The following is a 22,770-nucleotide window of genomic DNA, read 5'->3' on the forward strand; positions in this document are numbered from 1 at the left end:
TACAATGTCACATTGTTTTTGCAGGTGACAGGGTGTACGTGCGGCTGGAGGTGTAGAACTCCAGGGCGGCGCGGCCCTGTTCCCGCGGTCCGTGGCTGGATGCCTTCGCGCCGCCGAACGGCAGATGGAAGTCGACGCCGGTGGACGGCGCGTTGACCCTGATCATTCCGGTGTCGAGCTGGTCGAGCCCGTGCAGGACCGTGTCCAGTCCGGTGGAGTGGACCGAGGTGACCAGGCCGTACGGGACCGAGTTCGTGATCCGGACCGCGTGGGCGAGGTCGTCGGCGGGCAGCAGTGCCGCGATCGGGCCGAAGACCTCCTCGCACAGCAGCCGGTGGCCCGGGGACACCTTCTCGACCAGGGTCGGGGCCGCGTACCAGCCGGGAAGGCCGGGCACGGTTCCGCCCGCGAGGACCGAGAGCCCGTCCCAGGCGGCGCTGACCTGATCGCGGGCGTGCTCATTGATGAGGGGTCCGCACACGGTGGAGGGGTCGGCCGGATCGCCGACCGTCACCGCCCGCAGGGCTTCCGCGAGCGCCTCGCGCAGGGGGTCGAGCGCCGCGCCGACCGCGATCACGCGACTGGTGGCGGTGCACTTCTGGCCCGCGTATCCGGCGATCGCGGCGGCGATGTGGGCCGCGGCCTGCCCGATGTCCGCGTCCGGGAGGACGACGGCCGCGTTCAGGCCGCCCATCTCGGCCTGGACCGGAATGCCCCGGTCCGCGGTGGCGCGCGCGACCGCCCGGCCGACGGTCGTCGAGCCGGTGAAAGAGACGACATCGGCGGTGGAGACGAGCGCGTTGCCCTCGGTCGCTCCGCCGGGCAGCACGGTGAACACGTCGGCCGGCAGGGCCTGCTCGACGAGCGAGGCGAGGCGCCTGGCGCAGGCCGTCGCCTCGGGAGCGGGTTTGAGGACCACCGTGTTGCCCGCGGCGAGCGCCGGGGCGGCCTTCCAGCTCGGAATGGCGAACGGGAAGTTCCAGGGGGTGATGAGTCCGGCGACACCATGCGGACGGCGGCGGGTCAGCAGCAGGCCCGGGCCGACGGCGGGGTCGTGGACGGCGCCGCTGGGTTCGTAGGGAGCCTGGGCGTAGTACCGCCAGATCGCGACGGTCCTGGCGACCTCGGCGCGCGCCTCGGCGAGCGGCTTGCCGACCTCGCGGACAGCGAGGGCGGCCAGTTCGTCGGCGGCGGCCTCGACGGCGGCGGCGACCGCGCCCAGGGCGGCCGACCGGGCGGCAGCACCGCCGGTCAGCCAGCCGGGCTGGGCCGCACGGGCCCGCTCGACGGCATCCGCCGCGGCGAAGGCACCGGGGGCCGGCATCGACACGAGCACATCGGCAGGGTCGGCGGGATTGCGGGAGGTGAGGGTGGGTGCGGCGGCGGTCACAGGAGGAATCCTCCGGGGAAGGGGTCGTCCGGGTCGAGGAAGTACTGGGCGGTGCCGGTGATCCAGGCGCGGCCGGTGACGGTCGGTACGACGGCGGGCAGCCCGCCGACCTCCGTCTCGGCGACCAGCCGGCCGGTGAAGCGGGTCCCGATGAAGGACTCGTTGACGAAGTCACGGTCCAGGGGCAATGCGCCGCGGGCATGCAGCTGTGCCATCCGCGCCGAGGTGCCGGTACCGCAGGGCGAGCGGTCGAACCAGCCCGGGTGAATCGCCATCGCGTGCCGCGAGTGGTGGGCGTCCGAGCCGGGAGCGGCCAGGTAGACATGCTTGACCCCGGCGATCTCCGGTTGCTCGGGGTGGACGGGCCGGTCCGGCGAGGCGTTGATCGCGTCCATGACGGCGAGCCCGGCGGCCAGCAGGTCGTCCTTGCGGGCGCGGTCGAACGGCAGCCCCAGCGCGTCGAGTTCGACGAAGGCGTAGAAGTTGCCGCCGAAGGCGAGATCGTAGGTGACCGTCCCGTACCCCGGGACGTCCACCTTGCGGTCCAGGCCGGCACAGAACGCGGGTACGTTGGTGAGCGTGACCGACTTCGCCGCCCGGTCTTGGACGTGTACGTCGACGGTGACCAGGCCGGCCGGGGTGTCCAGCCGCACCTGGGTCACCGGTTCGCTCACCGGCACCATGCCCGTCTCGACGAGGACGGTGGCGACTCCGATGGTGCCGTGCCCGCACATCGGCAGCAGCCCGGAGACCTCGATGTAGAGGACGCCGTAGTCGGCGTCGGCGCGGGTGGGCGGCTGGAGGATGGCGCCGCTCATGGCGGAGTGTCCGCGCGGCTCGTACATCAGGAGCGTCCGGATGTGGTCGAGGTGCTCGATGAAGTGGAGCCTGCGCTCGGCCATGGTGGCGCCGGGGATCACCCCGACGCCACCCGTGATCACGCGCGTGGGCATGCCCTCGGTGTGCGAATCGACGGCGTGGAAGATGTGGCGCGTACGCACGAGGTGTCCTTTCGCAGCAGCGCGGGGGGTCAGCGGTGACCGTCGGCGACGGCCTTCTCGGTGGCGGCCCGGACTCCGGCCTCGATCTCCCCTGTGAGAGGGAAGCGCGGCGGGCGGGTGGGGCCGCCGCGGCGGCCGACGATGTCCATGGACAGCTTGATCGACTGGACGAACTCGGTCTTCGAATCCCAGCGCAGCAGCGAGTGCAGGGACTTGTAGAGCGGCAGGGCGGTGGCCAGGTCACCGGCGACGGCGGCGTGGTACAGCTCGGCGCAGGTGGCGGGGAAGGCGTTGGGGTATCCGGCGATCCAGCCCACCGCACCGGCCACGGCGAGTTCGAGCAGGACGTCATCCGCACCGATCAACAGGTCGAGTTCCGGGGCGAGTTCGGCGATCTCGTAGGCGCGCCGTACGTCGCCGGTGAATTCCTTGACGGCGACGATGCTGCCGTCCTGGTGCAGCTGGGCCAGCAGCCCGGGCGTCAGGTCCACCTTGGTGTCGAGGGGGTTGTTGTACGCGACGACCGGCACCCCCGCCTTGGCGGCCTCGGCGTAGTGGGCGACGACGGCCTGCTCGTCGGCCCGGTAGGCGTTCGGGGGCAGCAGGAGGACCGAGCCGCAGCCGGCTTCGCCCGCCTGCTCCGCCCAGCGCCGGGCCTCGGCGCTGCCGTAGGCCGCGACTCCGGGCATGACCCGCGCGCCGTCGCCCGCCGCTTCGACCGCGGTGCGCACCACGCGGGCCCGCTCCTCGTCGGTGAGGGTCTGGTACTCGCCGAGCGAGCCGTTCGGGACGACGCCGTCGCAGCCGTTGTCGAGCAGCCAGCGGACATGCTCGGCGTACGCTTCGTGGTCGACGGATAGATCGTCGTGCAGGGGCAGCGCGGTGGCGACCATGATTCCGCGCCAGGGGCGGGTGCTGTTCCAGGTGGTGGCGGTCATGCCGGTGAACCCTTCGATAGCGTGTGACATTTTATTAATGCTTGCGGCGCCCACAAGGGCGGACCGCGGGTCGGTCGTCGACGCCCGGTGGGGTCCCCCTGCTCCTTCAGAGCCCGGGGGAGGCGTCGGGCCGCATCCCGGCGGGTTCGTCGAGCGCGTCGAGCGAAGCGAGTGCCGAGAGCGGCACGGGCACGGCGAACGGGCGGCGTTCGGCAGGTGGTTCCACGGCCGCTTCGCGTGCCGCCAGGCACGCCACGGCCGCTCCGCACATCCGCCCCTGGCACCAGCCCATGCCGGCCCTGGTGAGGAGTTTGACGGTGCGCGCGTCGCGGGCCCCGAGGCCGGTGACGGCTTCGCGGATACTTTTGGCGGTCACTTCCTCGCAGCGGCACACGTCGGTGTCGTCGGTCAGCCAGCCCGCCCAGCCCGCTGCCGGGGCATGACGGAGAGCCATCGCCTCGGCGAAGGCGCGCATCCGGTCCCGGCGGCGTTGCAGCTCGCGAACGCGGCCTTCGTGCACGGGGCGCCCGGACAGTCTGGCGGCTGCCGCGAGCCCGGCCAATTCCCCTTCCGAGCGGGCGAGCTGCGCGCCACCGACTCCCCCGGTCTCCCCCGCCGCCCACAGGCCACGCACCGAGGTCTCCTGAAGGTCGTTCAGAGCCAGGGCGGAGGTCCCGTCGGCCACGGGGCGGGTGGCGCAGCCGAGTGTGATGGCCAGCTCGATCTGCGGGGCGAGGCCGTGCCCCACCGCGAGCGCGTCACACTCGATCCGCCTGCCCGTCCCCCGTACGGGCCGCCAGTCGCGGTCGAGCCGGGTGACGGTGACGGCCTCCACCCGGTCGGTGCCGTGCACCTCGGTGACCGCGCTGCGGGTGCGCAGCCGTACCCGGTGCCGCAGCAGCGCGGCACCGTGGGCCGCCGCCTCCAGAAGTTTGTGCGGGTTGGCCGCGAGCGCGCGGGGGTGCCGGGCGTATCCCAGATAGCCGGACGCCTCGATCACGGCCGGGACCTGTGCGCCGGCGGTGGCGAGTGAGGAGGCGACCGCGAGCAGCAGGGGCCCGCTGCCCGCCACGACCACACGCTTCCCAGGCAGCACCAGACCGGACTTGAGCATGGCCTGCGCTCCCCCGGCGCCCACGACACCCGGCAAGGTCCAGCCGGGGAAGGGAAGTTGGCGTTCGTACGCGCCGGTCGCGAGCAGGACCGTACGGGCCCGCACCCGCACCGACCGCTCCGTGGTGCCGTCGGCCCCGGTGACGGCATGCACCGCCCATGGGCCACTGTCCTCCTTCGTGACCGCCCAGACATGGTGTCCGGCGAGATGGCTGACGTCGCTCTCCGCCAGGCGCCGGCGCAGCTCCGCGAAGGCCCGCCAGTCATGGTGCAGGGCCTCGGGCCGCGCCGCGCCGAGGGCCCGCGCAGGGTGCCGGTAGAACTGCCCTCCGGTCTGGGGTGAGGCGTCCAGCAGGACCACGGAGAGGCCGAGTTCTGCTGCCGTGACGGCGCCCGCGAGACCGGCGGAGCCCGCTCCGATCACCGCGAGGTCGTACGCGTCAGACGCTGAGGCGGGCATGGCCGTCGCCCTCCTGGGTGGTGATCACGTCGCCGGGGCGGGCGGGCACCAGACATGCCCTGCGGTTGGGCTCTCCGTTGATGGTGGCGAGACAGTCGTAGCACTGCCCGATGCCGCAGAAGGCACCCCTCGGGCGGCCGGTGCGGCGAGTGGTGCGCCAGGCGAGGATGCCCACTGACCACAGGGCTGCGGCGACGGATTGCCCGGGCAGGGCGGTAACCGGACGGCCGTCCATCGTGATCTCGAAGGACGAGCCGGGGTTCGCCCCTACCAGTTCGGCGGGGGTACGGGCCACTGCGGGCCTCCTCTCTCGGTGGACGGATCAGACGGCGGCTTCGAAGCGGGCGGGGCTGAACGGGCTCATGTCCAGGGGCGGTTCGCCCTCGCTCAGGGCCCGCGCGATGAGCAGCCCGGTGGCCGGGGCGAGACCGACCCCCGCGCCCTCGTGACCGCAGGCGTGCAGCAGGCCGGGCACCCGTGGATCGGGGCCGATGGCCGGCAGATGGTCGGGCAGATACGGGCGGAACCCGGCATACGTCCGGATCGCCCGGACCCCGGCCAGGAACGGGAACAGTGCGGTGGCCTGGGCCGCCAGGCGGCGCAGCACCTCGGTCGACAGCGTACGGTCGAAGCCGACCCGTTCTCGGCTGGCACCGATCAGGACCGGGCCCGCCGCGGTGCCCTCGACCACGGCCGAGGTCTGGAGCGCCGCCGAGCCGCTGGCGACATCGGCAACATAGTCGGCCGCGTACACCTTGCGCCGCACCACACGCGGCAGCGGTTCCGTGACGAGAACGAAACCGCGGCGCGGCAGCACAGGAAGCTCGACGCCGGCGAGCCGGGCGACCTCACCGCCCCAGGTGCCGGCCGCATTGACCACGTACGAGGCATGCACTTCGCCGGCCACCGTACGCACCCCGCGCACCGATCCGTCCGCCCTGGTCAGCAGGCCGGTGACCTCCTCCCCGAGCCTGAGGCGCACCCGGTCACCGCCCGCGCGCAGCAGATACGCGGCGGCCAGGGCCGGCATGACCTGCGCATCCTGGCGGTAGAGGAAGCCGCCTGCCAGACCGGGAGCCAGATGGGGCTCCAGGTCCTGCAACCGGTCCCCCGGGACTTCCTCCGCCCGCACACCGGCCTCCTCCTGTCCGGCCGCGAAGTCGCGCAGGGCGCGCATCCCGGCCTCACCGGAGGCGACGACGAGGCCGCCCTTGGGTTCGTACTCGATCTGTGACGGGAGCAGTTCGGCCAGCTCCCGCCACAACCCGGTGGACAGCAGCGCGAGAGCGAGCTCGGGTCCGGGCTCTTTGTCGGAGACCAGGAGGTTGCCCTCACCGGCGCCCGTGGTGCCGCCCGCGACGGGGCCGCGGTCGATCACGGTGACGGAGAGGCCGGCGCGGGCTGCGTAGTAGGCACAGGCGGCGCCGACCACGCCGGCACCGACGACGATGACGTCCGAAGCGTTTCTCGTGGGCACGACAGTAATATTTCACATTGCACTGCTCGCTGCCAAGCGTTTCACGGGGTTTCAGGTGACTACCTCATCCGCGAGGGCGGCAACCTCGGACACGAGTGAGTAACGGGCATCCCAACGCCTTGCCAGTGCAATTTCACATTACTATGTTACCGGTCACATTCCAGTACTCCTTCCCTCTGGCTGGCCGACTGTTCTCGGAGTGACCACTGATGAAAAAGCGCACCCTTATCGCCCTCGCCACCGCCCTGGCGGCGACCACCGCATTCGGCGCGGCCGGCTGTTCCGGCTCCAAGGGCCATGGCTCCGGCGGGAAGAACCCGGCGACCGCCAACCAAGGCGCCGTAGTGGGCGGCACTCCGCAGAAGGGCGGCACCCTCACGGTCCTGTCCAATCAGGACTTCACCCACCTCGACCCGGCCCGCAACTGGGTCATGAGCGACATGGATTTCGGGACCCGGCTGCTCTACCGCACCCTCGTGACCTACAAGGCGGCCCCCGGCACGGCGGGCGGTGAGCTGGCCCCGGACCTGGCAACCGACCTCGGCACTCCGTCCAACGGCACCAAGACCTGGACCTTCCACCTCAAGAAGGGAATCACGTACGAGGACGGGTCGCCGGTCACCGCGCAGGACATCAAGTACAACGTGGAGCGGTCCTTCTCCCCCGACCTGCCGGGCGGCTCCGACTACGCGGCCCGTTACCTCGCCGGCGCCGAGGGCTACCAGGGCCCGGCCCAGGGCAAGCACCTCGACTCCATCAAGACACCCGACGACCACACCATCGTCTTCGAACTCCGCAAGCCCTTCGCGGAGTTCCCCAATGTCACGGTGATGCCGAACTTCGCCCCGACGCCCAAGGAGAAGGACAAGGGACCGCAGTACGACAACCGTCCGTTCTCCTCCGGCCCGTACAAGATCGAGTCGTACGAGCGCGGCAAGAAGCTGGTGCTGGTGCGCAACACCCACTGGGCCGCCTCGACCGACACGGTGCGCAAGGCGTACCCGGACAAGCTGGTGGTGGTGATGGGGCTGAAGGCCAACCAGATCGACGACCGGCTGATCGCCAGCCAGGGCCCGGACGCCTCCGCCGTCTCCTGGGGGGCGCTGCGGCCGGAGAGCGCGGCCAAGGTGCTGCCGAACGCGGAGGTGCGAAAGCGGCTGATCGCCGAGTCCACCAACTGCACGGACATGGTCCAAATGCACACCGGGAAGGCCCCGTTCGATGAGGTGAAGGTCCGTCAGGCCGTGCAGTACGCGCTCGACAAGGACTCGGTGCTCACCGCCTCCGGCGGACCCGCGTTCAATGACCTGTCCACCGCCTACATGCCCGCCACCCTGTTCGACGGCAAGCAGCCCGACACCCTGAAGATCCCTGCGACCGGTGACGTCGAGAAGGCGAAGCAGCTGCTGAAGGAGGCGGGCAAGCCGGACGGGATCGAGACCAAGATGACCGTCTCGACCGGGGACAAGGGGCGGGCCGAGGCGATCCAGCAGTCGCTGGGCAAGGCCGGGATCAAGGTCACCATCGAGACCGTCGACCCGTCGGCGTTCTACGCGACGATCGGCGACACCAAGAACCGTACCGACATGGTGTACACGGGCTGGTGTCCCGATTACCCGTCGGGATCGACCTTCCTTCCCTTCGTCTTCGACGGCCGCTTCATCAAGGAGAAGGGCAACTCCGGCAACCACTCGCTCTTCCGCGACAAGCCGACCATGAAGCGGATGGACGACATCGCCGCGATGACCGATGCCAAGCAGGCCAACGCCGCCTGGCGGAAGCTGGACGGCGAGATCCTCGCCAAGGCGCCGGCCGTCCCGGTCCTGGTCCGCCGTTGGCCACTGGTCCTCGGCACCAACATCGCCGGCGCCTACGGCCAGACCTCCTTCGGCGGCCAGCTCGACTACGCCACGGTCGGCCTCAAGGCCGCCTCCAAGGGCCAAGGCTGAGGGACCATCAGATCATGATCACGGCAACCGCACCAGCGGAGGTTTTGGCCGGCAGGGGCCCCTGGCAGCTGGCCCGCGCGGAACTGCGCCGCCGCACCTCCGTCAAGGTCTCCCTCCTCATCGTCGTGCTCTTCGCCCTCATGGCCGCCGGCGCCCCGCTGCTCAGCGGGCTCGGCGGCTGGTCTCCCGATGAGTTCGACAAGACCGCCGTCGACCCCTACCTGGGCGGAGCGCCGATCGGTCCGCTCGGCGGGATCTCTGCCGACCACTGGCTGGGCGTCGAACCGGTCACCGGCCGCGACCTGTTCGCCCGTGTCGTGCAGGGCGCCCAGGTCTCCCTGCTGATCGCCTTCACCGCGACCGCGATCGTCGTGGTCGCGGGCACCGCGGCCGGGATCGCGGCCGGCTACTTCGGCGGCCGCACCGACGCGGTCCTCACCCGGCTCATGGACCTGACCATGTCCTTCCCCTCCCTCATCTTCATGATCGCGATGATGTCGGTGGCCAAGGACGTCAACCGGATCGTCCTGATGATCGCCGTCATCGGCCTGTTCGGCTGGCCCGGCATCGCCCGTGTGGTCCGCGGCCAGACGCTCTCACTCAAGCACCGCGAGTACGTCGACGCCGCGCGGGTGAGCGGATCGGGGCCCTGGCGGATCCTCAGCCGCGACATCCTTCCGGGCGTCGCCGGCCCGGTCATCGCCTACACCACCCTGATCGTCCCGGGCATGATCGCCACCGAGGCGGCCCTGAGCTACCTGGGCGTCGGCGTCCGCCCGCCCACCCCCTCCTGGGGCCAGATGATCGCCGAGAGCGTCGCCTTCTACGACACGGATCCCATGTACTTCGTCATCCCGAGCATCTGCCTCTTCCTGACCGTGCTCGCGTTCACCCTCCTCGGCGACGCGCTGCGGGACATCCTCGACCCGAGGGGAAGCCGCGGATGACCCGCTATCTCAGCCGCCGGCTGATCGGCGTGATCGGCGTACTGGTCGCGATCGCCGCCGTCACCTTCACCATCTTCTACGTCCTGCCCTCCGACCCGGCCGCCGCGGCCTGCGGCAAGTCGTGCAGCGCCGAACGCCTGGCGGCGATCCGCGCGCACATGGGCCTCGACCAGCCGATCTGGCAGCAGTTCTGGGACTTCCTCAGCGGCATCTTCACCGGCCGCACCCTGGGCAGCGGCCAGTACGCGCTGCACTGCGGCTTCCCGTGCCTGGGCTACTCGTACGAGAACAGCGAGTCCGTCTGGGACCTGCTGATGGACCGGCTTCCGGTCTCCGCCTCGCTCGCGTGCGGCGCGGCGGTGCTGTGGCTGCTGCTCGGCCTGTCCGCCGGGGTCACCGCGGCCTTGCGCAAGGACACCCTCGTCGACCGGGCCCTGATGGTCGGCGCGGTCGGCGCCGCCTCGCTGCCGGTGTACTTCACCTCGATGATGCTGATCTACGGACTGATTCGGGTCGCGGGGCTGCTCCCCTATCCGCAGTACGTGGCCTTCGGCACCGATCCGCTGCACTGGGCGAGCAATCTGCTGCTGCCGTGGCTGGCGCTCGCCATCCTGTACGCGGCCATGTACGCGCGCCAGAGCCGGAGCTCGATGATCGAGACGATGGCGGAGCCCTTCATCCGCACTGCCCGCGCCAAGGGCCTGCCGCGCCGCACCGTCGTCGTCAAGCACGGGCTGCGGGCCGGTATGACCCCGATCCTGACCCTCTTCGGCATGGACCTGGGCGGGCTGCTCGCGGGTGCCGTCATCACCGAGTCCATCTTCGGGCTGCCGGGCATCGGGCGACTCTTCCACGGCGCGCTGACGACCGGCGACCAGCCGGTCATCCTCGGCGTGACGCTGCTCGCCGCCACCTTCATCGTCGTCGCCAACCTGGCCGTCGACCTGCTGTACGCCGTCGTCGACCCGAGGGTGAGGTTCTGATGACAGAGCATCAGATATTGCTCTCCGTACGGGACTTGAGTGTGACGTTCGCAACGAAGCAGGGGCCGGTGCGGGCGGTGGACTCGCTCAGCTTCGACGTCCACCGGGGCCGCACGCTCGGTATCGTCGGCGAGTCGGGCTCCGGCAAGTCGGTGACCTCCATGGCCGTGCTCGGACTGCACACCGGTGCCGAAGTCACCGGTTCGATCAGCCTCGACGGGCAGGAGCTGGTAGGGATGCCGGAACGGGATGTCAACCGCCTGCGCGGCTGCCGGATGGCGATGATCTTCCAGGACCCGCTCTCCAGCCTCCACCCGTACTACACGGTCGGCGAGCAGATCGCCGAACACCACCGGGTCCACTTCCACTCCCGCCGCTCGGTGGCCCGCAAACGGGCCGTGGAGATGCTCGCCGAGGTCGGAATCCCCGAGCCCGAGCGCCGCGCCGGGGAGTATCCGCACCATTTCTCCGGCGGCATGCGGCAGCGCGTGATGATCGCGATGGCGCTCGCCTGCGAGCCCGAGCTGCTCATCGCGGACGAGCCGACCACCGCCCTCGATGTCACCGTCCAGGCCCAGATCCTGGAGCTGATCGCCCGGCTGCAGGAGGAGCACGGGCTCGCCGTCGTCATGATCACCCACGATCTGGGCGTGGTGGCCCGGGTCGCCCACGAGGTCCTGGTGATGTACGGCGGGCGCGCCGCCGAACAGGCGCCGGTGGACACCCTGTTCGCCTCCCCCGCCCACCCCTACACCAGGGGCCTGCTCGACTCCCTCCCTCGTCTCGACGACGCCGACGACGTACCGCTGCGGGCGATCCCCGGCAGCCCGCCGTCCCTGCTGGCCCCCGCCCCCGGCTGCGCGTTCGCGCCCCGCTGTGCCCGGGCAGCCGGCGCCTCCCCGAGCGACCGGCTGCGCTGCGAGACCGAACGTCCGCTGCTCTCCGGACCGGCCGGCCATCCGGCCGCCTGCCACTTCCCCGCATACGAAGGCGTCGCCTCATGACCGGTACAGCTCAGCCACTCCTCAGCGTGCGGGAGGTGACGATGGCCTTCCCCGGAAGGCGTGGCGGTACGGCTCCGGTGCGGGCCGTGGACGGCATCAGCTTCGATGTGGCGCCCGGGGAAACGCTGGGCCTGGTCGGGGAGTCCGGCTGCGGCAAGTCCACCACCGGCCGCATGATCGTACGGCTTCTCGAACCCACCACCGGCTCGATCACCTATGACGGCCGCGACATCAGCCATCTCTCCCAGCGTGAGCTCAAACCCCTGCGGCGTGAGCTCCAGATGGTCTTCCAGGACCCGCACTCCTCCCTCAACCCCCGCCAGACCGTGGCCAGGATCATCTCCGATCCCCTTCTGGTGCAGGGGAGTCCGGCGGCGGTTGCGCGCCGGCGCGCGGCCGAGCTGATGGACCTGGTCGGTCTCATCCCCGAGCACATCGACCGCTATCCGCACGAGTTCTCCGGCGGCCAGGCCCAGCGCATCGGCATCGCCCGCTCGCTCGCCACCAACCCCCGGCTGGTCGTCGCCGACGAACCCGTCTCCGCCCTCGATGTCTCCGTACAGGCCCAGATCGTCAACCTCATGGAGCAGCTCCAGCAGGAGCTGGGGCTCGCCTACCTCTTCATCGCCCACGACCTCTCGGTGGTGAAGCGGGTCTGCGACCGCGTGGCCGTCATGTACCTCGGCCGGATCGTCGAAATCGGCGACAAGGAACGGGTGTACACCTCCCCCGCCCACCCCTACACCCGCGCACTGCTCTCCGCCGTGCCCGTGCCCGACCCCGCAGCCGAACGGTCCCGCGAGCGCATCACGCTCCTCGGCGACCCGCCCAGCCCGGCGGCGCCCCCGCCCGGCTGCACCTTCCACCCGCGCTGCCCCAAAGCCCGCGCCGTCTGCCGAACCGAGGCACCGCTGCTGCGGATCGCGGCAGCGGGAGAGCGGCGGGAGGTCGCCTGCCACTTCCCCGAGGCGGCCTGAAAGCGGTTGTGCCCCGGATCCACACAATGGAATCCGGGGCACAACTAGCTGTTCTTCACTACGACTTGCTGACGCGCACCGTCTCTCCGTAGCCGTCGGCGCTCAGCACGTCGATCCGTACGCCGGCCGCGGAGTCCGTGAAGGACTCACCGGCCCAGTACGGGGCGTCGTCCAGCGGGCGGCATCCGCTTGCCGGAGTGGCGGCGGGTTTGGCGTCCATGACCTGGATCGGTCCGTAGCCGGTCCGCACGGACGTATCGACCTTGTAGACCAGCGCGCCGGTCGAACAGGCCGCCGTGTCCGCCTGGACCGACCGCCGGGATTCGACGACGTACGCGGTCGTCGGACCGGTGGGCACCACGGCGATTTTGGTGCCGCTGCCGTACTCGACCGCGGTGAGATACACCGTGCTGCTGCCCGCCGAGGCCTGGCAGTGGACCTGGCTGTCATCGGTCCAGCCGAGCTTCCACGACTCCCAGCCGAAATACTGCGGCGCCTTCCCGCCGACCAGCCCCATCACGTCCCAGCCACCGACGAACCGGTGGCCATCGCTGCCCGTGTCAAAGGCGTACAGGTCCGGCAGTCCGAAGCTGTGGGCGGTCTCGTGGCCGACCAGCTTCGGACCCCAGTGCCACATGTCCTGGCCGAAGGTCACCGCCCACTTGATCCTGGTGCCGTCGGCGACGACACCCGCCGTGCCGGGGTCGTACACGTACGTGGGGGTGAAGGAGATCGCCGACGCGTTCCTCGTCGCGACGACGTACACCATGTCGTACTGCGAGAAGTCCACCTGCGGGTCGGCGGCCGTCACGGCATCCCTGAGGTAGGCCTCGTGTGCCTCGTGGCCGAGACCGCGTGCGAAGCCGTAGTCGGTGGAGTTGTGCGGCATCCGTACCCAGCGCTGCTGCTGGGTGATGGCGAGCCACGCCTTGCCGTGCGAGGCGTTCCACACCCAGTCCGCGCCGGGCGTGAGCTGCGCGGCGTCGTCGGCCGGGGACTCGGTGGCCGGGGCGTCCGGGAAGTCCACGAAGATCATGCCGACTTTGATGGTGCCGGCAGGGCGCTGGAAGACGGAGTAGTCGGTGTCGTGGCCTTCGTCCGTCCAGCCGGTGGTACCGCGCAGGGCGCAGGCTGAGGGGTCGGCTGTGTCCGCCTTGGCGGGCGGCGTGCCGAGGAGCAGCAGGAGCATGGCGGCGAGCAGCGCAGGCAGGAGCACCGTGCGCGCCGGCGTCAAAGCGTGGGGCAGTCTCACCGGATCACTACCTCTCGATGTATGGCGTGTGACATTTCACATAAGACTGCGGATGCACGACTCTGTCCGAAAGCTGTCGTTGCTCCATAACATCCACGCCATGGATCTGGAGGTACGGCATCTGAGGGTGGTCTGCGCGATCGCCGAGGCGGGCAGCCTCACTCGTGCCGCCGCCGCCCTGTGCATGACCCAACCGGGAATCAGCGCCCAGCTGCGCCGCATCGAAGCCACGCTGGGCGGAGTGCTGTTCGACCGGAGGCAGGCCGGCGCCGTCCCCACGGCCTTCGGGGAGCTGGTACTGAGCCGGGCCCGCGCCATCCTGCCGGGCATCGACGGCCTCCTCGCCGACACCGCCCGGGCCGCCCTCCGGACGACGGCTCCTGACCGCGTCCGCATCGGGTCGGTCGGCGCCCCCTTGCTCGGCCATCTCCTCCTGGCCGTAAAGGAGCTCCTGCCGCACTCCGAGGTGACCTCACGCTGTCAGTACTCCCCCGCCACTCTGCTCGACGACCTTGCGGCGGGCCGCCTGGAAGCGACGGTGCTCGGCGACCATCCCGCCCAGGAGCTACCGCCGCGTGAGGGCGTGGTCCTCAACCCGATCGTCACCGAGCCCGTCTTCGCCCTCCTACCGACGGCCCACCCGCTGGCGGCGCAGGAGGAGGTCTCTCTGGCTCAGCTCATGGACGAGGACTGGGCGGTCCCCCGCCCCGACAGCGACCGCACGAGCGAATACTGGTCGTCCGTCTGCGCTCAGGTGGATCGCCGTCCGTTCACCCCGTACGAGGCCGAGGGCCGGCAGTTGATCGAGATCGTACGGGCCGGCCTGGCCGTCAGCCTCTGCCAGGCCACCTTCATCGAGGCACCGGGCGTCACTGTCCGTCCCCTGGCCGGAAACCCTCTGTGGTACCGGCATGTTCTGGCCTGGCACCGCGACGGCCCGCTCGCCGCACACGGTGCCGCAATCCACCGCAGAGTCGCCGACGGCTATCTGGACACGTGCGCCGCCAGCCCTGTGTACGCACGCTGGCGGGAACGGCATCCGCATGCGGCCAGGTTGACGGACGCCAGAGGGTGACGGGGCCGGCCTCGGTCAAATCAGCTGCTGCAAACCGGACTTGTTCGCGTCGGGCCCGTTCCTCAGCAGCCAGCCCGCCACCGTCGAGATACCTCATGACTAAGACACGACGAACACCATATGAGCAGTCACCAGCCCGGAACCCCCATGGTTGAAGATCGGTGCGACTCAGATCGACCGCTGACCTGACGGGCGACCAGTCCGAGTGCTGGCGGTGGGCGCCCATCGGTCAGGATTCCTCACTATCAGTAGCCCCCGCCCCGCCGGTTGGGGTCGAACTGCCGGACCTTCGAGGCGAGATGGGAACCGTCCGCGGCGCCGCCGTACCTCTTGCGGACGTACCCGATTGCGGCGGCGATCGATGCCACCGGATCGTAGATGTTCGTCGACGTACCGGGGGCGTGGCGTGCGGCGAAATGTCTGCGGAATGCACTGCAGGACACTGCGGGAGCACTGGAACGGGGCCAGAGCGCCGTTCATCTTCCCCATTGCAGCGCCGGCTCGCATGCGACCGGGAAAGTCTCTATACCGCCTTGAGTTGCCGGAACTCGTGGACGGCCAGGGGGAATCGGGACGAGAGGATGGTGGACTTCAGGTCTCCAGTGAGAGCGGATGCCAGGAACTGTGTGCAGGATACGGGGAAGTGCTCCCAGCGGTCGCCGCTTGATTCGTTCAGCATGATGGTCCACTGGTCCGCCGCTTGCCCAGGGCGGACGAGCCAGTAGAGGCATTCTCCGTTATCGGTGGTGGCCCAGGGGATGACACGCGTGGCTTCATCCTCGAGTTCAGCGGGCTTCTTCTCGAATTCCCAGAGGCCGTCCAGTGCCTTAGTCTGCTGGTCTTCCCACTCGATGAGGTCGTAGTTGTCGTTGGGGCAGCCAGGCTCGAGTAGGTAGAGGTAGTCGTCCCAGTTGCTCCCGCCGTATGTATGGATGAGCTCCTTGTAGTCCGGCGGCAGCTCGTCCACGCGAAGGGCCTGTTCTGCGGGACTCCAGTCCTTCTCCCTGGGCTCTGGTGGGGGCGGGAGCAGTTGGGTGAGGCGAGCGAGGGAGGGATTCATCGAATGTCCTTACTGTGGCGCTGGTTTCGGCTGATCTGCGTTCTGGATTGGCTGATGCTTCCGAACGTGCCTGCCTCAGGTTCCTCTCTTTTTGTTGGGTATGAATGCGGTGTTTCGTGCATGGCGGTGAGCCGGCCGTGCTCGTCCGGCTCCCCGTAGCGCACCCGTCCGCCCCAGGTGATGTCTGAGGGTTCATTACAGGGCGCAAGGCCGAGGGGGTCGGTCTCGGTGTGGGGGTTGGGTACGTAGGTGGCGGGGTTGGGCACCGGGCCAGGCCGAGGGGGTCGAGGGGCAGGTAGCGGGCGGCCTCGGGGTCGTAGTGGCGGAAGTAGTTGTAGTGGAGCTGGGTCTCCGGGTCGAAGCACTGGCCGGGGAACCGGAGGGGCGTGCAGGCGGTTGACGAGTGGGTCAAGCTCGTGGTGCTCCACAGCGTCGCCCGGGCGTGCCAGGCGATGTGGCCGGCGTCGTCGACGAGCTCGGTGGGGGTTCCGACAAGGTCGGTGACGATGGCGAAGAACCGCTCGTCAATAACGTCCTGCGGCGTCTCGGGAAGGATCTTGCGCTCGGTCTGGGCTATCGGTGTCAGGCCGTCGTGATCCCAGGTCAGGGTGAGGGCCTCGGATGCGTTGAGGGTCCGGGTGCTCTGTTCGGTGAGGGTGCTGCCGTCCCAGGCGAACCGTGTTTCTTCCAGGACGGCTGGTTTCCGGATTCGTCGTAGACGACATCTCCTACGGCCTGCGAACCTCAGCCGTCACCATCGTGCCTTGCGCCTTCGCCTTCCTGGCGCTGGGCGTACCGATAGCCACGCTGCTCTACGCCGGCTCCGGTGCCGAGGGCGCCCGCGGCATCGGCTACGTCCTGATGGCCTTCGGCCTGGCACTCATTCCCTACTCGGTGCAATACGTCGTACTGCGCGGCTTCTACGCCTACGAGGACACGCGCACACCCTTCTTCAACACCGTCATCGTCGCGATGGTCAACGCCGCCGTCTCAGGACTGTGCTTCGCTGTTCTCAGCCCTCGCTGGGCCGTTGCTGGTATGGCCGCCTCTTACGGTCTGGCTTACGCGGTTGGTGTGGGAGTTGCCTGGCGTCGACTGCGCAAGCGACTGGGCGGCGACGAGATCTGTGACGCGATGACGGCGGTACGTCCGGCCAGCTCCGCGGACGACGCCGCGCTCCTTGTCGCACGACTGGGCCGGCTCTGAACACTGCCGTTGTGTGGACCACAGCGAACGTGATGATCGCATGGAGCCCCAGACCCGGGAGCCGCGGCGAGGGCGCCCGTCCGGATGGCCGGAACCGGCAATGGGGCGGACGAAGGGTGGGCATGATGACCCTGTGCGTGAAGAGCTGATATTGCGGTTACGCGGGGCATGGCAACCCACTGAACAACCCGATGCAGCGCTGATCGGTGCCGCGCTCGCACCGTTCGGTGCAGAGCTGGACGACGTGATCGGCGTTGACCCCGGCGACATCCGGTTGCTGGTTGCGATCCCCGAGACGGCCGACCTGATCGCCGTCGGGGACGCGGTTGCGGAAGCTCTGGTCCTTCCGTCACCTCGGATCACCTTCGAGCGGGGCGCTGCCGCTGAACGAGGCGTTGCCGGGCGCGGATACTACTGTTCCTGCGGCGGGGTCGACAGTGATCACACCGAAGAATGCCCGAGGGCGGGAACATGAGCTGGCGGCCGCCCGTGCCGATGGGCTATCTGGAGAGCATTCAGGCGGTCGGAGGGGTGGCTGCCCCGTTGCTCGCCGGAGGCAGCTTCACCCTGGCAGTGTTGGCACTGCAGTCGTCCGTCCCAGGCCCCGCAGCCGTCAGCCGGTGGCCGGACGCGTCGCTGGCGTTGTTCGTCGCGGCCGGCCTGCTGCAGATCGCAACTGTCCAGGCGACGGCGTGGACCCGGCGCTACATGTGCACGCCGGCGGACCTTCTGCAGTGGTTCCCCGGCCAACAGACGGAAGGTGCTCCTACCCAGTTCCTGCTCGGGATGCAGCGAAGCCATCTGCAGCAGGCCCAGCGCTGGGCGAACGCGGCGCGCGGCTTCTACCACGCCGGGATCGTCGCCCTGCTTACCGGACTGCTCGTCGCCTGCGTGCCGCGCGGACATCTCACCGGCGCCCGCTGGACGGTCCTGGCCGTGTGTGCGGCTGGCGTCGCGGGCGAGTTCGGCTGGCTGTTCAGGGCGCTCTTTCTCGATCGCGGCATTCGTCGCCAGGCCGCATCCGACGCGGCTGTCCTGCTCGCTATCGCAGTTGCGGCGACGGCCCCCGGCATATGGCACGGTTGGCCGGTGATCGGGGTGAGTGCGGTATGCCTGCTCCTGTGTCTCCTGCCCCTCGTCCTGCACCACTCGGTCACCTCCACATCGGTCACCTCAGGCGTGAGCCTGGGGCTTGGTGAGATCTCCCTGTTCGTCCCTGTACCTCAGCTGTTCGTCGCGATCGTCCTGGCACCCGCGTTCTTCGTCGGAGGCCGGGCATTCGTGGCCGCCATCCGCCGCCAACGTGCACTCGGCACGTGACCAGACCTCAGTGGAGACGATCCGATGGATTCTCGTGCGCTGCAGGAACTCGCAGCCTGCATCGAGCGGGTGCACTCAACCGGCGATGTGGAGCACACACTCGCAGACAGCATGTATGACCACCTCGTCGAAGCGTGGAGGGCGTGGGATGGCGAAGCCACAGAGTCGTCCCTGACGCTCGGGGTCTTCTTCTTCTATCGCTATCTGGCGGCGGAGGCGCCGACCGATATGCGCTCGGCGGTCATGGCGCTCACTCCCTGCCTGCTGTACGGCGACATGGCGTTGCCGCCGGACATCCTCTCCTTCCTCGCGGACTTCGGCGTCTGTGAGGCGGAACTACTGCGTCAAGACGCCCGTGACTCGCTCGATCCGGTGCTGGCCGAGCGTGCGGCGTTCGCCTGGCAGCGCATCGTCGTGGCCACCGATGACGACCACCCGAAGCACGAGGAGCGTGAGATCGCCCTGCTGAGGGCGCTCCGGCTGCTCGCCGCACGGCGCGGGGACACCGCGCAAGTCGACCAGGCCGTCGCGGTGGCGCGAAAACGTCTCGCGCCGCAAGGCCGCCGTAAACGCCTCGGCACTCTGCATGAGCTTTTCTTGGCATTGGAGGAACGCTACGAAGCGACCGGTGACACAGCGGACCACGAGGCCGCACTCGGGTGCGCCGAGGAATTGGCCGTATCCGCTTCCGCAGGGGATCCCACCGGTCGTCACCTATTGTTCTCATGCGGCGAGAAAATCTATCAGCGGTTCCTTAGTGATCCCAACGCTCCGGATTTGCGCCGCGCCATCGGATACCTGCAGGAGTCGGTCTCGTTCCCCGACCCTGAGCAGCCGGCCCGGCTGCTGGTCCTCTCGCGCGCTCTATCCGCCTGGTCGGCTGCCGTCAAAGACCCCGACGTCATGAACGAGGCGATCGCCACAGCTCAGCAGGCCGCGGTTCTGATCCAGCGAACCCACGAGAACTACCCGCTCCTTGAGTGGCATCTCGCCATGCTGTACTTCCAGCGCTACCGGCAAGCAGGCTTCGCCGACGACCTCGACAAGGCCGACGCGGCGGTGATCGAGGCCGGTATGGCTCTTCCGCGCGAGCTCCAGCTCACCGCTCTCAGCTCCGATATCGATTTTGCCTACTATCAGCGTACGGGAGACAGCGAGCGCCTCTCCAGGGCCCTCCTGCGGCGGGAACGTGTGGTGCGAAAACTTCCCGGCGATGACGACTTCCGGCGGGCCGAGGCCCTCTACGACCTCAGCCAGGTCCAGATGCACTGGTACCGGCGGACGGGCTCGATCGAGGATCTGGACAAAGCCACTGCCAACGGCCGAATGGCCGCTGACCTGCTGGCGGCGACCGACAGGCGTCGCTCCCAATTCCTGGGCGGGCTGGGCGAGGTCTACTACACGCGCTTTGCACATCGCCGTGAGCGCGACGCCGTGCCCGAGGCGATACGCCTGTTCCGATGCGCCATCGCAAGCGCACCCGATCGCTACCACTTGCACGCCATGCTCGCCACAACCCTTTGGCAAGCGTACGAACTGACGGGTGACAACGCTTCCCTCGACGAGTCCGTCGCCGCAGGTGAACGCGCTTTGGAGCTCGCCCCTGCCCGCCCACGTGCAGATATCCTCCTGGACTTGAGCACCGCACTCCGACTGCGTTATGGCCGCACCAAAGATGCGATCGATCTCCACCGGTCGAAAACAGCGGTCACCGAGGCCCTCGGCCTCCAGGATCTGCCGGCGAGAACACGGATGCAGATCAGACTTGAACAGGCCGAACTGGCTTCACTTTCCCACGCGGATCCGGCTGAACGGCTGCGGGCTCTTGAGGCAGCCGTCGGACTTCTCGCCGAGGTCGCGATGCGCAGCAAGTATTACGAAGACCGTGCATTCATGCTGGGCGTGCACTCCGGCCTGGGCGCGAAAGCAGCCGATGCCGCAGTCGCGGCCGACCGCCCCGACCGCGCCCTGGAACTCTTGGAAAAGGCACGCGGAATTCTGGCGGACACCTGGCGCGACGCTCCCGAGTACTCGGCCCGCGACCTCTGCCGCAGGGCCGATCGCGGCCCAATCGTCACCGTCAGTGCTGTCGAAACAGGTGGGCTGGCTCTTCTCGTAACCCCCTCGGGTGTCCGCCCCGTCTCCTTGCCGGGCCTAACCCTCGCTGAGGCCAGGGCCCAGCACAAAACCCTCCAGAAGGCCCTCGGCTCACAGGAGTACGACGACGTCCTCGGCGTCCTCGCCTGGATCTGGCACACAGTCGGCCGTCCTGTGATCGAGGCGCTGACCGCCACAGGCTGGAACGGCTCCCGCCTATGGTGGTGCCCGGTCGGCATCCTGTCTCTCTTCCCCCTGCACGCCGCAGGCGACGGCCACGACGGAGTCATGGCCAGAACCGTGTCGTCCTACCTCCCCACTGTCCGCGCCATGCCTGCCGACCACACCGCCCAAGCTCCACCAGGAAACGCTCTCGTGGTCGCAATGAGCCGAACCCCCGGCCAAGTCTCATTGCCGGGTGCCGCTTCCGAGGCAAACAGCCTCACTCGCCTGCTCGATGCCACGGTCCTACACAACGAGCGAGCCACCCGCGACGCCATTCTGTCCGCCCTACCCAATGCCCGGATCGTGCACTTCGCCTGCCATGCGCAGGCCGACACGCGCGAGCCCACTCTCAGTCGCCTGCTTCTCCATGACCGGCCACTCACCCCGAGAGACCTGCCGGGTCATCTCAACGCCGACCTCGCCTACCTATCGGCCTGCGCCACCAGTGACGTCATTTTCCTGGCCGCCGACGAAGCGATGCATATCACCGCTGCCTTCCACTTGGCCGGCTTCCGTCACGTCATCGGTACCCTCTGGCCCGTCAACGACCAAGTCGCATCAGACATCGCCGACCACTTCTACACCCTCATAGCGGCGCACGGCGCCGACTACGCTCCCCAAGCTCTCCACACGGCCATCGCAGAAATCCGGCAAACTCACCCCAGCAGGCCCGACCTCTGGGCATCCCACCTCCACGTGGGCCCCTGACTTCGGTCAGGGGCCGGCCGGGCACGGTCAGCCGGGAGTGGGTGCGGCGGGACTCGTCCGGCAGCAGTTCAAGGCCCAGTACAGCCCGTCCGGCGTCGTTGCGCAGGCCCGGCGCATCGAGGCGGAGGAAAGCCCGCTTTGACCTGGCAGCGCGGTGACGCGGCGAACACGCAGGCATTGAGGGTGCTGTCGAACCCGTTGGTGTGGAGTTCGCGGAAGAGTTCCCCGAAGTCGGCTCCCCCCGCCTATGTTCAGGTGCTGGTGGATGCGGGCCGGTGTGCCGGGGGCGGGTTGAGGATGTACCGGTTGCCGGAGGACGCCGTGTGGTCGAGGGCGTCGGCTAGGTGGACGTGGGTGAGCAGGTCGCCCGCGTACTCGATGATGCCGGGAGCGTCGTTGCCGATGTGGAACGTGTGCGGCGCGCAGTAGAGGAAGCTGACGTTGGGGTGGTTGATGCCCCGGATCAGTTGACCGCGTCGTATCCGTTCTCGATGAAATCGTCCGGGTGGGGCTCCAACGTCAGCGTGATGCCCTCCCGTTCGAAGAGGGGGAGCAACTCGTCCAGCGAGCGCCAGAACTGTGCCTCGCTACGGTCCGAGTCCTAGGCGGCCCCTTTTTCGGGCTCCGGCCGCATGCTGATGGGCCCGCACGGTGGTGCCGATCGGCCGGCCCCGCTCCGTCAACCCGCTTCAGCCGTGTGCTGTCCTTGAGGGTGCGCCGCCCACTGGACGGCATCGTCCAGTTCGTCGTATCCGAACCGCCGCACTTCGGCCTGGACGAAGTGGTTGGCGAGATGGGGAACCAGACCGGCGAGCTTGCTGTCCGCCGCCAGTGCCGCCTTTCGGACCTTCCGGTGGTGGTCACGTACGAAACGCACGTGCCGCAGCAGGCTTCCGAGGTTCTCCCAGCCGGGAAACTCGCGAGCGTGCACGACGACACCGGACAGCGCGTCGTGGGTTTCGAGCCAGCTGTCCACGGTGACCGCCAAGGCGTCGAAGTCCTGTGCGCGCAGGGGTTGTTCGACCTCGACCACGAGAACTTGGGATTCGGTCAGGAGGCGGGGGGAAACACCGGGACCTTCGGGCAGTGAGGCCAGCCACTGGCTCGCTGCCTCGCGCTGCCGCATGTCGAAGACCCGTACAGGGCAGGGCGCCAGAAAGCTCGCAAGCCGGGTCGACTCGCGGAGCCAGCGGATGTCCGTGACGACGGCGCAGCCCTCGAACAACCGCAGGGCGCCGAGTCCCACCTTGAGGTCCTCCCACCCGGCTCCCGGGGTGTACGACCGGAAATCCGGGCCGACCTCGTACAGGATCCGGATGCGGCGTCCTTCTCTGCGCGCCGCGTCGATGAGGGGCTCGATCACCGTCTCGTAGTCGCTCTTCGACACGGTTCCGACAGCCTTCACCGCATCGACTCCGGCCGGAACGTCCTGGATTCTCTCAAGCATGCCGGTCCTTTCGCGGTGCCTGAGCGACATGCAGCCCAACGGGGCCGCGGAGGGGCGCACAGTCCGACGCCCCCAGCGGCACTGCTGTACAGAAATGCATGTATAGCGATATTCACCACCATTATGGCATCGGTGACTTGG

The 22,770-nt window shown here is 69.0% G+C and carries 19 protein-coding genes and 2 pseudogenes; 10 read left to right on the forward strand and 11 right to left on the reverse strand.

The window, feature by feature from the left end; translation table 11 throughout:
- Positions 1 to 7: 7 nt before the first annotated feature.
- From BKA18_RS00480 to BKA18_RS00505, 6 genes are all read right to left on the reverse strand, one after another.
- Positions 8 to 1,390, reverse strand: coding sequence for an aldehyde dehydrogenase family protein (locus tag BKA18_RS00480; protein WP_366043568.1), 1,383 nt, complete (start codon positions 1,388 to 1,390; stop codon positions 8 to 10).
- Positions 1,387 to 2,391 (reverse strand): proline racemase family protein, encoded by a 1,005-nt coding sequence (locus BKA18_RS00485; protein ID WP_366043569.1) that lies wholly within the window; start codon positions 2,389 to 2,391, stop codon positions 1,387 to 1,389. The genes BKA18_RS00480 and BKA18_RS00485 overlap by 4 nt, the downstream gene beginning before the upstream one ends.
- A gap of 29 nt (positions 2,392 to 2,420) precedes the next feature.
- Positions 2,421 to 3,329, reverse strand: a complete 909-nt coding sequence (locus BKA18_RS00490; protein WP_366043884.1) for a dihydrodipicolinate synthase family protein — start codon at positions 3,327 to 3,329, stop codon at positions 2,421 to 2,423.
- A gap of 106 nt (positions 3,330 to 3,435) precedes the next feature.
- Complete coding sequence (locus BKA18_RS00495; RefSeq protein WP_366043570.1) at positions 3,436 to 4,902, reverse strand: FAD/NAD(P)-dependent oxidoreductase; 1,467 nt, start codon at positions 4,900 to 4,902, stop codon at positions 3,436 to 3,438.
- On the reverse strand, positions 4,883 to 5,197 hold the full coding sequence (locus BKA18_RS00500) for a (2Fe-2S)-binding protein (protein ID WP_366043572.1): 315 nt from the start codon (positions 5,195 to 5,197) through the stop codon (positions 4,883 to 4,885). The genes BKA18_RS00495 and BKA18_RS00500 overlap by 20 nt, the downstream gene beginning before the upstream one ends.
- Positions 5,198 to 5,224: 27 nt before the next feature.
- On the reverse strand, positions 5,225 to 6,379 hold the full coding sequence (locus BKA18_RS00505) for an NAD(P)/FAD-dependent oxidoreductase (RefSeq protein ID WP_366043574.1): 1,155 nt from the start codon (positions 6,377 to 6,379) through the stop codon (positions 5,225 to 5,227).
- A 209-nt stretch (positions 6,380 to 6,588) separates the two neighbouring features.
- Between BKA18_RS00505 and BKA18_RS00510 the strand changes: the two genes are divergently transcribed.
- Genes BKA18_RS00510 through BKA18_RS00530 form a run of 5 tightly spaced genes read left to right on the forward strand, consistent with a single transcriptional unit; the run spans position 6,589 to position 12,239 of the window.
- The gene (locus BKA18_RS00510) at positions 6,589 to 8,328 is read left to right on the forward strand and encodes an ABC transporter substrate-binding protein (RefSeq protein WP_366043576.1); all 1,740 of its coding nucleotides are present in this window, start codon (positions 6,589 to 6,591) and stop codon (positions 8,326 to 8,328) included.
- 14 nt (positions 8,329 to 8,342) lie between these two features.
- Positions 8,343 to 9,275, forward strand: coding sequence for an ABC transporter permease (locus BKA18_RS00515; RefSeq protein ID WP_366043577.1), 933 nt, complete (start codon positions 8,343 to 8,345; stop codon positions 9,273 to 9,275).
- A complete protein-coding gene (locus BKA18_RS00520; RefSeq protein ID WP_006608094.1) occupies positions 9,272 to 10,258 on the forward strand; it encodes an ABC transporter permease in 987 nt (328 codons plus the stop codon). The genes BKA18_RS00515 and BKA18_RS00520 overlap by 4 nt, the downstream gene beginning before the upstream one ends.
- A complete protein-coding gene (locus BKA18_RS00525; protein WP_366043579.1) occupies positions 10,258 to 11,262 on the forward strand; it encodes an ABC transporter ATP-binding protein in 1,005 nt (334 codons plus the stop codon). The genes BKA18_RS00520 and BKA18_RS00525 overlap by 1 nt, the downstream gene beginning before the upstream one ends.
- Positions 11,259 to 12,239, forward strand: a complete 981-nt coding sequence (locus BKA18_RS00530) for an ABC transporter ATP-binding protein (protein ID WP_366043580.1) — start codon at positions 11,259 to 11,261, stop codon at positions 12,237 to 12,239. Before BKA18_RS00525 ends, BKA18_RS00530 begins: the two co-directional genes overlap by 4 nt.
- A gap of 58 nt (positions 12,240 to 12,297) precedes the next feature.
- On the opposite strand, the gene BKA18_RS00535 is transcribed toward BKA18_RS00530, so the two are convergent.
- Positions 12,298 to 13,428 carry a M6 family metalloprotease domain-containing protein gene (locus tag BKA18_RS00535; protein ID WP_366043885.1) on the reverse strand — a complete coding sequence of 377 codons (1,131 nt, stop codon included), beginning with the start codon at positions 13,426 to 13,428 and terminating at the stop codon, positions 12,298 to 12,300.
- 163 nt (positions 13,429 to 13,591) lie between these two features.
- Between BKA18_RS00535 and BKA18_RS00540 the strand changes: the two genes are divergently transcribed.
- Entirely contained in the window at positions 13,592 to 14,566 is a 975-nt protein-coding gene (locus BKA18_RS00540; protein ID WP_366043581.1) for a LysR family transcriptional regulator, read from the forward strand.
- Positions 14,567 to 14,811: 245 nt separating this feature from the next.
- Here the strand turns inward: BKA18_RS00540 and BKA18_RS00545 are convergent, their stop codons facing one another.
- From BKA18_RS00545 to BKA18_RS00555, 3 genes and pseudogenes are all read right to left on the reverse strand, one after another.
- Entirely contained in the window at positions 14,812 to 14,934 is a 123-nt protein-coding gene (locus BKA18_RS00545) for a hypothetical protein (protein WP_429638075.1), read from the reverse strand.
- A gap of 155 nt (positions 14,935 to 15,089) precedes the next feature.
- Positions 15,090 to 15,626 carry an SMI1/KNR4 family protein gene (locus BKA18_RS00550; protein ID WP_366043582.1) on the reverse strand — a complete coding sequence of 179 codons (537 nt, stop codon included), beginning with the start codon at positions 15,624 to 15,626 and terminating at the stop codon, positions 15,090 to 15,092.
- A gap of 155 nt (positions 15,627 to 15,781) precedes the next feature.
- Positions 15,782 to 16,323: pseudogene (locus BKA18_RS00555) on the reverse strand (RHS repeat domain-containing protein); the annotation flags it as partial.
- 8 nt (positions 16,324 to 16,331) lie between these two features.
- On the opposite strand from BKA18_RS00555, the pseudogene BKA18_RS00560 reads away from it, so the two are divergent.
- The 4 genes and pseudogenes from BKA18_RS00560 to BKA18_RS00575 form a co-directional block, all read left to right on the forward strand.
- Positions 16,332 to 16,752 (forward strand): annotated as a pseudogene (locus tag BKA18_RS00560) (lipid II flippase MurJ); the annotation flags it as partial.
- 213 nt (positions 16,753 to 16,965) lie between these two features.
- Positions 16,966 to 17,307 carry a hypothetical protein gene (locus tag BKA18_RS00565; RefSeq protein ID WP_366043583.1) on the forward strand — a complete coding sequence of 114 codons (342 nt, stop codon included), beginning with the start codon at positions 16,966 to 16,968 and terminating at the stop codon, positions 17,305 to 17,307.
- Positions 17,304 to 18,152 carry a hypothetical protein gene (locus tag BKA18_RS00570; RefSeq protein ID WP_366043584.1) on the forward strand — a complete coding sequence of 283 codons (849 nt, stop codon included), beginning with the start codon at positions 17,304 to 17,306 and terminating at the stop codon, positions 18,150 to 18,152. The genes BKA18_RS00565 and BKA18_RS00570 overlap by 4 nt, the downstream gene beginning before the upstream one ends.
- A gap of 24 nt (positions 18,153 to 18,176) precedes the next feature.
- On the forward strand, positions 18,177 to 21,182 hold the full coding sequence (locus BKA18_RS00575) for a CHAT domain-containing protein (protein ID WP_366043585.1): 3,006 nt from the start codon (positions 18,177 to 18,179) through the stop codon (positions 21,180 to 21,182).
- 679 nt (positions 21,183 to 21,861) lie between these two features.
- Here BKA18_RS00575 and BKA18_RS00580 read toward each other — a convergent pair.
- Positions 21,862 to 22,629 (reverse strand): SpoIIAA family protein, encoded by a 768-nt coding sequence (locus BKA18_RS00580; RefSeq protein ID WP_366043587.1) that lies wholly within the window; start codon positions 22,627 to 22,629, stop codon positions 21,862 to 21,864.
- Positions 22,630 to 22,770: the final 141 nt, after the last annotated feature.

The organism is Streptomyces auratus (genome assembly GCF_050433025.1).
Classification (GTDB): domain Bacteria; phylum Actinomycetota; class Actinomycetes; order Streptomycetales; family Streptomycetaceae; genus Streptomyces; species Streptomyces sioyaensis.